General features: G+C 63.2%; 1 protein-coding gene. It reads right to left on the reverse strand.

Annotated features, from left to right (window positions below):
* The coding region (locus EN984_RS37290) for an MBL fold metallo-hydrolase (RefSeq protein ID WP_206517604.1) at nucleotides 1–420 on the reverse strand (420 nt) is incomplete at its 3' end.
* Nucleotides 421–443 lie beyond the last annotated feature (23 nt).

Consider the following 443-nt stretch of genomic DNA (forward strand, 5'->3'; position numbering starts at 1 on the left):
GTCGAGATGGTCGTAATGGTTGTGGCTGACCAGCACGAGGTCGATCGGCGGCAGGTCGGCAAAGGCGATGCCTGGCGCATTGATGCGTTTTGGTCCGGCGAAGGAAAGCGGCGACGCGCGCAGCGACCACACCGGATCGGTAAGAATGTTCAGACCGGCCGTCTGGACCAGCAAGGTGGAATGACCAACCATGGTCACTTCCAGCGCGGCGCCCTCGACCCGAGCCGTCGGTTTCGCCTGCGGAAAGGGGCTTGCATCGCTCGCCGGCCATTTCGAGCGCTGGCCATTCAACTGCCATTTCAGCAGGTCGGCGAAACGGCCGGGTGGCCGGCCGTCGGGATTGAAGAACAATGCGCCGTCGAAATGGTCGCTGGGCGGGCCGCTGTAATAGCGATTGGCGGCAGTCTTTCTCGCGGCCAATTTGCGGCTCCAGCAGGGTTTCG

The sequence above is a fragment of the Mesorhizobium sp. M7A.F.Ca.CA.004.12.1.1 genome, assembly GCF_003997835.1.
Classification (GTDB): Bacteria; Pseudomonadota; Alphaproteobacteria; order Rhizobiales; family Rhizobiaceae; genus Mesorhizobium.